Genomic DNA, 8,753 nt, shown 5'->3' with positions numbered 1-8,753 from the left:
CCTGCCTGCCTGCCTGCCTGCCTGCCTGCCTGCCTGCCTGCCTGCCTGCCTGCCTGCCTGCCTGCCTGCCTGCCTGCCGCGGCGCGGGCGGATGCGCCTGGACGCTGTCCCCGTACCGGCGCTCACGCACCGGGCTGCTTCCTCATGGAATCATCAACCCGCCATCGACGGCCAGTGTCTGGCCCGTGATGAAACGCGCCCCCTCGCCCAGCAGGAACACCAGCACCGGAGCGAGGTCGCGGTCCGGGTCGCCCAGGCGGCCTCCCAAGGGGATCATCCGCGCCATCATGGCGTCGTGCGCCTGCAATTGCGCTTGGTCCATCCGGGCGCGGTGAGCGTCGTACATGGGCGTCCACATGCCGGGCGCGATCGCGTTGACGGTGATCGCGTACATGCCCCATTCCTTGGCCACGGTGCGGGTCCAGCCCAGGACTGCCGCCTTGGCCGCAGAGTAATGTGCGCAGCCTGGCAGCCCCATCACGCCGGCCGCGGATGCGAAGTTGAGAATCCGTCCGCCGCGGGCCTTCAGATGCCGGAACACCGCCTGGTTGGTGTGCAACGTGCCCCGGGCATTGACGTCGAACATCAGGTCCCACTCCTCCTCGGACAGGTCCTCGGCCGGAGCCTGCCGCTCCACACCGGCGATGTTGACCAGGCCGTCCAGGCCGCCAAGCCAGGCCACGGCCTCGTCCACCGCCGCATGCACGAGCGCGCGCTCACGCACGTCGCAGTGGAAGTAGCGCGATCGGCCAGGTCCGGCAGCGTGGGTTTCGCGCGCGAGGCGTTCGCCGTCTGCGTCGCTCACGTCCAACGCCGCCACCGAGGCGCCGGCCGCCACCAGCGCCCGCAGCGTGCTGGCGCCGATGCCACGTGCGCTGCCAGTGACGATGAAACGCTTTCCTTCGAGGCTCATCGCAGGGTCTCCGTCCATGGGGTTCAAGATTCGACCAGGTCCAGCGCCTGGTGCAGCAGGCGTTGCGCAGAGGCATGGTGGCGCTTGCCAACGCACGGGTCGGCCAGGCCCGCGCAGCTGCGCGCGTGACTGCACTCCAGCAGGATGCCCAGCTTGTAGCGCGCCAGGACGACGTACCAGTCCAGGTGATCGAGTGGGCGGGGGCTGTGCCTGCCGTAGTGCTCCACCAGCTCGGCCGGCGTCGGGAAACCGCTCCATGGCTGCACACGGATCGTGCCCGCGCCTTGGCCCGCGGCGTCGGGCCAGGTGGCCAGCAGCCAGCCCAGGTCCAGCAGCGGATCACCGATGGTGGTCAGTTCCCAGTCCACGACGGCGGCAAGCTCGGGGCTGTCGCGACGGAACATCACGTTGGAGAGGTGGAAGTCGCCGTGCATCAGCCCGGTCGCACCAGCCGCGGGGCAATGCTGCTGCAACCAGCGGCCGACCTCCGCCACGCCGGTGAGGCCCTCGGGGCCTTCCCAGCCGTCAAGGCCGCGGCAGCCTTCGAGCTGACGCTGCCAGCGGCCGACCTGCCGCTGCAGGAATCCCTGCGGGCGGCCCAGGTCCGCCAGGCCCATGGCCGCAGGGTCCACTTCGCCCAGCGCCAACAGCGCATCGACCAGGGCCAACCCCATGCGGCGGCGCCACGCAGGATCCTTGGCATGCCTACCAGGCAAAGGTGTGCCGGACGGGTTGAAGCCGTCTATGGCCTGCATGAGGTAGAACGGCGCGCCCAGCACACCGTCATCGCTGCAAGCGGCCAGCAACCGCGCATGCGGCACTGCCGTGGCTGCCAGCGCCCCCAGCACACGTGCCTCGCGCAGCAGCGCTGCACCTGCCTCGGCGCGCGCTGGCAGCTGTGGACGGCGCAGCACACAGCAAAAACCGTCCTCATGCCGCAGGTGCACCAGCAGGTTCTGCGTGCCACCGGACAGCATGCGGGCCTGCTCGATGGGGCCGTGGTCCAGCCCCCGGGCCTGCATCCAGCCTTGCAGCCGCAGCACATCCACGGCCTCGGGGGAGACGCCCGGCAGTGCACTCATGCCGGCACGTCCCCATCCATGCCGAGCACGGCCCGCGCCTGTGCCGCTGCCGTGGGCTTGTGGTAGGCCGGGAAAAGCGCAGCGCTGGCCTGGTGGCGGCGCAGCTCCTGGCGTGCCACCGTGATCTTGTGCACCTCCGTTGGCCCGTCGGCCAGGCCCATCTGGAAGGCCCGCAGCACCATGCCGGCAAAGGGCATCTCGGTCGAGACGCCGATCGAGCCATGCAGGTGCAGCGCGCGGGCGGCGATGTCGTGCAGCACGCGCGGCATGGCTGCCTTCACGGCGGCGATGTCCTGGCGCACGCGCCGGTAATCCTTGTAGTGGTCGATGCGCCAGGCGGTGCGCAACACCAGCAGTCGGAACTGCTCCAGCTCGATCCAGGAGTCGGCAATCCGCTCCTGCACCATCTGCTTGTCGGCCAGCAGCGATCCCTGAGTACGGCGTGACAGCGCACGTTCGCACATCGCGTCCAGCGCTTTCTGCGCCAGGCCGATGGTGCGCATCGCATGGTGCACGCGGCCACCGCCCAGGCGAACCTGTGCGACCTCGAACGCCTTGCCCGGCTGGCCCAGGATGTGGTCAACCGGCACGCGCACGTGGTCGAAGTCAAGGTAGCCGTGCGTGGCCTCGGGCTCGTCGCCGATGCCCACGTCGCGCACGATCGAGAGCCCGGGCGTGCCGGCCGGCACGATGAACATCGACTGGCCCGCGGTGACGGGGGCCTGCGCATCCGTCACGGCCACGACCAGGAAGAAGGCTGCGAAGCGCGCGTTGGACGCGAACCACTTGCGCCCGGTGATGACCCATTCGTTGCCTTCGCGCACGGCACAGGTGGTGAACACCGCGGGGTCGGCTCCGCCCTGGGGCTCCGTCATGGCAAAGCAGGACACGATCCGGTTGTCCAGCAGCGGCTGCAGCCAGCGGCGCTTCTGCTGCGGCGTGCCATAGTGCGCCAGGATCTCGCTGTTGCCCGAGTCCGGGGCCTGGCATCCGAAGACGATGGGTCCGAAGGACGAGCGCCCCAGGATCTCGTTCATCAGCGCCAGCTTGACCTGACCGTAGCCGGCGCCGCCGAGCTCGGGCCCCAGATGGCAGGCCCACAGGCCGCGCGCCTTGACTTGCGCCTGCAGCGGCCGCACGTGCTGCTCGAAGCGCGGATCGTGGATGTTCCAAGGGCTGCCCAGCACGGCATCCAGTGGCTCCACGCGCTCGCGCACGAACTGCGCGATCCAGTCCAACTCGCGCTGGAACTCGGGATCGGTCTCGAAATCCCAGGCCATGTGATGGTCTCCTTCGTATCAGGCGAGCAACATGCCGCCGTCCACCAGCAGCGTCTGCCCCAGCATGTAGTCCGACATCGGCGATGCCAGGAAGAGCGCCACGTAGGCCATGTCGCGAGGCTGGCCCAGGCGGCGCAGCGGGATGCGTTTGAGCGCGGACTCCAGGCGCTGCGGGTTCTGCGTGGTCACGCGCGTGAGCTTGCTCTCCACCAGCCCCGGCGCGATGCCGTTGACGCGAATGCCGTCGCGCGCCCAAGCCTCGGCCAGCGTGCGTGTCAGGCCGAAGGCACCCGTCTTGGATGCGTTGTAGGCGGGTGTGCCGCGCGTGGAATGGAAGGCCGCGGCGGAGCTGACGATGATCATGCGTCCGCCTGCAGCCTTGAGCGCGCCATGGCAGCGGTCGGCGCAGGCCATGAGGCTGATCAGGTTGACGTCCACCACCTTGCTGAACACCTCGGCCTTGAATTCCTGCTGCTGGTAGCGCACGGTGCCCTGGACCTGGACGAGCACGTCGAGCCGATCAAAAGGCAGCGGGACAGCTTCCACACGGCGCCAGTCGGACACGTCCACCTGCGTGTAGTGCAGCCCCGTCAAGTCGCAACCCGGCTCGTCGGCGTAGTCGGCCGCGTTCGCACGCGTACCCCATGCGTGCACGGTGGCGCCGTACTGGCGGAAGGCCTGGGCGATACCGTTGCCTATGCCGCTGGATCCGCCAATCACGAGCACGGTTTGGCCGCTGAAGTCCAGAAGGTTCATGTCGTCGCTTTCGCAGTGGGAGCCATCGCCGTGGCGGGTCGGCACCGCGTGATGCCGGCTTGCACCAGGGCGTCAATGGCGGCCTGGTCCAGTTCCAGCTCGCGCAGTACCGCTTCGCTGTGCTCGCCCAGGGCGGGCGGTGCGAGGTGCAGGGACAGCGGCAGGTCACGGAAGTCCCACAACGCGCCGACCTGCTGCAACTCGCCGTACTCGGCATGGATGTAGCGGGCATGCAGCCCCGCGGCGGCATGCGCGGGATCGTCCAGGAAGGGTTCGCCCTGGGCCTGCAGGACCGGCGCGGCCGGCACGCGGGCCGCATCGAGGCTGGCCAGGGCCTGGGCTTGCGTCAGCCGGCTGAAATGAGCCTGCGGATCGCTGCCCGCGACGCGCTCGAACGCGGCCACCGCCTGCGGCGAGAAGGCGGCCACGGCCATCCAGGCGTCGGCGCAGCGGTACAGGCGGTGCGTTGGCGCAATGCCGGCCTGGTCCTGGTCGAGGTGGGCAATGGGCGTGATGCTGCCGTCGCTCAGCGCCACGGCCTCGGCCACGGTGGTCAGCATCGCGCCAAGCAGCGAGGCAGCCACCGCCTGTCCCTGGCCAGTACGCGTCTTGCGATACAGGCCCAGCAGCACTGCAAATACCGAGGCCCCAGCGGCAAGGTGATCGCCCACGCCGAAGCGCAGCCACATCGGCGGGTTGCCCTTGCCACCGCCCTCGAGCTCCCAGCCGCAGGCGGCCTGCATGAGTTGGTCGAAGCCGGGCCAGTCGGCACGGGGGCCGTGCGGACCGTAAGAGCTGACGTGAGCGCAGACGAGTTCGGGCTTGAGCGCACGCAACTGCTGCGGCGCGATCCCGAGCTTGCGCGCGGCCGGCATCCGGATGTTGTGGTGCACCACATCAGCCTGGCGCACCAGCGCCTGCAACACCGGCTGCGCCTGCGGCGTCCCCAGTCTGAGGGCGAGTGCGCGCTTGCCCCGCTGGGTACCGGCAAAGATGCGCTCCAGGCGCCGCATCGCGTCGCCCGAGGGCGGCTCCACCTTGACCACTTCGGCGCCCAGGTCGGCCAGCAACATGCAGGCGAACGGACCGGCCAGGTACGCACCCAGGTCCAGCACCTTCAGGCCGTGCAGCGGCGGCTGCGCGTGGCAGGCCCGCCCTGCCTCAGGAGCCGGTGTCGGCAAGGCGGATGGGAACGGCCACGGGACATCCACGTCGAACGCCGTGGCGCGCACCTGCACCCGGCAAGGCGGCTCCACGTGAACGGCAGGACCGGGCTGCAGCGTGGGGCCCAGGACCGGGTCTTCCACCTCGGCGATGTAGCCATTGGCCCGCGCCTGTTCGTCTGCATAGATGGCGCCGAAGGGGGCGGCGATCTGGGCCGCCACGTCGTGTTCCCAAAAATGGCGCACCCATTCCTGCGCAGGCCGGGTGGCGATGATGGCCTTGTTGGCCCCGAAGTTGGGCGCAACATGGCTGGGCGGGTACTTGGCGTTTTCCGCAGCCACGGCTTCGGGGCCCATGGCAGCGAGTGCCTGCGCCATCCACGGCGCGGCATCGGGAGAGTAGTGAACGTGGATCCATTGGCCGTCACTGGCCTGGTGCAGGGGAATGGGTGTCGACTTGGGCAGGCCTTGGGCGAAGACAGGACTGGGCCGTTGCGCGCGGGACCAGTGCATCGTCATCGGCACCAGGGCCGCCTGCGCCAGGCTCGTGTGCGCCGCACCGCCCGTGCCGCTGCGGTCGCGGGCGATGAGCCGCGCCATCACGCCCACGGCACCCAGCCAGCTCGCGATCCAGCCGGCAAACGGCATGCGGATGAACACGGGGCCGTCGCGATGCCCGGGCTGCTCGTCCAGCAGGCCCAGCCGTGCCAGCACCAGCGTCTCTGCCACGGGATCGTCGGCCCGCGCATGGCGCTGCGGCCAGCCGCCGATGGCACAGAACACCAGGCGCGGGTTCAGCGCTGCCAGCGCGGCATCGTCGAGTCCCAACGCGCGAGCTTGCGCGGGCGTGAAGTCATGCACCAGCACATCGGCCGCGGCCAGGAGAGCATGCAGCCGCTTCAGGCCAGGCGCATCGGCTGGATCCAGCGCCATCGGGTGCTTGCCGCGGTCGAGCACGCGAAACAGCGTCCCGGTGCCAGGCTCGCATGCGCCGGGGCGCGATATCCGCACCACGTCGGCTCCGGCCTCGGCCAGGTAGCGTGTTGCCGCACGGCCCGCGAGACCCTGTGCCAGATCCACCACCCGCAAACCATCGAGGATGCCCGGCTCCTGACTCATTGCGCCTCGATCCCCACCTGACGAATGAGGTGGCCCCATGTTTGCATCTCCCAAGCTTGAAAACGCGCGAATTGCGCGGGCGCAAGCGTGAATTCCACGGTTCCCAGCCGCTTGTGGGCCTCTTGCACTGCCGCCGAAGCGCCGGCACGCCGAAGCCAGCCTTGCAGCCGCATCACGAGCGCTTCGTCGACCTGTGCCGGCAGGTAAGCGCCGATCCAGAAGCCGATGTCCATGTCCTTGATACCGGTCTCGGCAAAGGTGGGCAACTCCGGTGCGCTGGGACTGCGCAAGGCCCCGGTGACGGCCAGGGCGCGCAGACGTCCCGACGCGACATGGGGCCAGGGCGAGAAATCGGTGAACAGCAGATCGACTCGGCCGCTCAAAAGGTCGGACAGGGCTGCTGCACCGCTGAGGTAGGGAATGCCCGTGAGCCGGTTGCAGGCCCCACGCTGCAGCACCTCGGCCGGCAGCCGGCTGGTGATGCTGGTGTACGCGAACGAGTATCGCAGCGGCTGCCTGCGCAGCCGCAGTACCAGATCCTGCACCGAGGCCGACACGACCGTGGCCGGATTGACGTACAGGACCATCGGTCCGCGCGACAGCGGCGTCACGGGCGTGAAATCCCTGGCGGGGTCATAGGGCAGCCGTCGCATGACATGCGGATTCCCCGTCATCGTGACGTTGCCCGTGACCAGCACGGTGTGGCCGTCGGGCGTGGCCCGGGACACCGCCGTGGCGGCGAGCGCCGAGCCGGCCCCGGGTCTGTTGTCGACGACCACCGGCACACCCGCCTGCTGGCCGACCTCATGGGCCAACGCGCGCACCAGCCCGTCGGGCGCGGCTCCTGCGGTGAACGGCACGACGAACGTGATCGGCCGCCTCGGTGTCGTTTCAACTGCGGCGCGCACGGCGCCGGGCACCAGTCCCGCACCGGGCAGCAAGGCCGCGCACAGCGCCTTCGATGCGGTGCGACGTCTCACGGCTTGGTGATGCGCGTGCGCAGGACACCAATGCCCTCGACCTCCAGCTCGACCACATCGCCCGGCTTGAGCGTGCGCAGCTGCTCCAGTCCGCAACCATTGCCCACCGTGCCGGAGCCTAGGAACTCGCCCGGGTACAGCGTCTCGGATTGAGAGACATGGGCGATCACGTCCTCGAAGGTCCAGCGCATCGTGCTGGTGTTGCCACGGCCCCACTCCTGGCCGTTGACGCGCGCCACCATCGTCAACTGGTAGGGATCGGGCAGCTCGTCCACCGTGACCAGGCAGGGTCCCATCACGTTCGCGGTGTCGAAGTCCTTGCCCTTGGCCGGACCCAGCATGCCGCCCATCTCGACCGCCTGCGCATCGCGCGCGCTGATGTCGTTGAAGATGGTGTAGCCGAAGATGTGCTCGCGCGCCTTTTCCTTGGGCACGTCCTTGGCACGCTTGCCGATGTAGCAGCCGAACTCGAGCTCGAAGTCCAACGCCTGGCTGTAGGCAGGCCACACCACGTCGTCATCGGCGCCGATGGTGGCGAAGCGGTTGCACTTGTAATAGATCGGCTGGCGGTTGAAGGTGTCGATCACTCGATCGTCGGCGCGTGTGCTCATGGCCTTGAGCGTGGCCTCGGGGTCCGGCGTGCGCATCGCACGCAGCCGTCTTGCGGCGGCAAAGCTCTGTCGCAGGTGCAGTTCGAAGCAGGAGCAGTCGCGCATCTGGATCGGTGGCTGGATGGGCGCGCGCAGGCGTACGTCTTGGCGCGCCAGCACCGCTTCAGCCGGTGCGCGAGCAATCAGATTGCGAGCCGCCTCCCACACCGCCGGACCGGCCTCGATGAGGGCCTGCACGCTGCCGAAGGCCGCCGTATCGCCCCCCAGCGCGATCTGCGCCGCGTGTCCCAGATCGAGCACGGCCTGGCCGCCCTCGATCAACGCACCGCAGCGCTGCACGCCCTGGGCGCGTTCATAGGTCACAAGTCTCATTTGAAACAGTCCTCCTGGACATTGGAATCTTCCGGTGTCCTGGCCACCCCACGTCGCAGCACCACCGGCGCGCCCCCATGCGCGCGCTTGCTCATCCAGTGAGACAACGCGGCATCCATGTAATCGGCATGGCCGGGAAACCAATTCTCCAGCGCGGCCGCCAGGTCACGTGCGACCTGCACCCGGGCCGGGTCCTGCGCACCGTCGTCCAGCATCGCCCGGACTTCACGCACGGACTTCAGCACCGCTGCATGTTCGTCGGCGTGGCACTGCGCGGCGGGGAAACCGCTGTCGGCCATCCACGCCTCTTCCTGATGGAAGTGCTCGATCAGGTGCGTGGCCACCGCGTCCAGCCGTGCGAGCACGTCGGCGTTGCCGGCGGCCTGCAACGCGGCAACGCAGTCGACGAACTCGCGGTGCGTCGCATCCATGGCCGGGTAGCCCAACAGGTAGGCCTCGGTCCACTGCATTGGTGCA

The 8,753-nt window shown here is 69.2% G+C and carries 8 protein-coding genes; all 8 read right to left on the bottom strand.

The window, feature by feature from the left end:
• Positions 1-142: 142 nt before the first annotated feature.
• From ALA01S_RS11240 to ALA01S_RS11205, 8 genes are read right to left on the bottom strand one after another with little or no spacing between them, the layout of a single operon-like run.
• Positions 143-913 carry an SDR family NAD(P)-dependent oxidoreductase gene (locus tag ALA01S_RS11240; RefSeq protein WP_066336069.1) on the bottom strand — a complete coding sequence of 257 codons (771 nt, stop codon included), beginning with the start codon at positions 911-913 and terminating at the stop codon, positions 143-145.
• Positions 914-936: 23 nt separating this feature from the next.
• Positions 937-1,995 carry a phosphotransferase family protein gene (locus tag ALA01S_RS11235; RefSeq protein ID WP_066336067.1) on the bottom strand — a complete coding sequence of 353 codons (1,059 nt, stop codon included), beginning with the start codon at positions 1,993-1,995 and terminating at the stop codon, positions 937-939.
• Positions 1,992-3,275: an acyl-CoA dehydrogenase family protein gene (locus tag ALA01S_RS11230; RefSeq protein WP_066336065.1), complete on the bottom strand. Its 1,284-nt coding sequence runs from the start codon at positions 3,273-3,275 to the stop codon at positions 1,992-1,994. The genes ALA01S_RS11235 and ALA01S_RS11230 overlap by 4 nt, the downstream gene beginning before the upstream one ends.
• A gap of 18 nt (positions 3,276-3,293) precedes the next feature.
• Complete coding sequence (locus ALA01S_RS11225; RefSeq protein ID WP_066336063.1) at positions 3,294-4,031, bottom strand: SDR family NAD(P)-dependent oxidoreductase; 738 nt, start codon at positions 4,029-4,031, stop codon at positions 3,294-3,296.
• The gene (locus ALA01S_RS11220) at positions 4,028-6,313 is read right to left on the bottom strand and encodes a CoA transferase (protein WP_066336062.1); all 2,286 of its coding nucleotides are present in this window, start codon (positions 6,311-6,313) and stop codon (positions 4,028-4,030) included. Before ALA01S_RS11220 ends, ALA01S_RS11225 begins: the two co-directional genes overlap by 4 nt.
• Positions 6,310-7,293, bottom strand: coding sequence for a Bug family tripartite tricarboxylate transporter substrate binding protein (locus ALA01S_RS11215; protein WP_169805899.1), 984 nt, complete (start codon positions 7,291-7,293; stop codon positions 6,310-6,312). Before ALA01S_RS11215 ends, ALA01S_RS11220 begins: the two co-directional genes overlap by 4 nt.
• Positions 7,290-8,276, bottom strand: a complete 987-nt coding sequence (locus ALA01S_RS11210; protein WP_066336059.1) for a fumarylacetoacetate hydrolase family protein — start codon at positions 8,274-8,276, stop codon at positions 7,290-7,292. Before ALA01S_RS11210 ends, ALA01S_RS11215 begins: the two co-directional genes overlap by 4 nt.
• Entirely contained in the window at positions 8,273-8,746 is a 474-nt protein-coding gene (locus ALA01S_RS11205; protein WP_238455769.1) for a bacteriohemerythrin, read from the bottom strand. The genes ALA01S_RS11210 and ALA01S_RS11205 overlap by 4 nt, the downstream gene beginning before the upstream one ends.
• Positions 8,747-8,753 lie beyond the last annotated feature (7 nt).

This window comes from Azohydromonas lata NBRC 102462, assembly GCF_001571085.1.
Taxonomy (GTDB): Bacteria; Pseudomonadota; Gammaproteobacteria; order Burkholderiales; family Burkholderiaceae_C; genus Azohydromonas; species Azohydromonas lata.
Note: the sequence above shows the minus strand (reverse complement) of the source record. Positions and strands in the feature narration are given on the sequence as shown.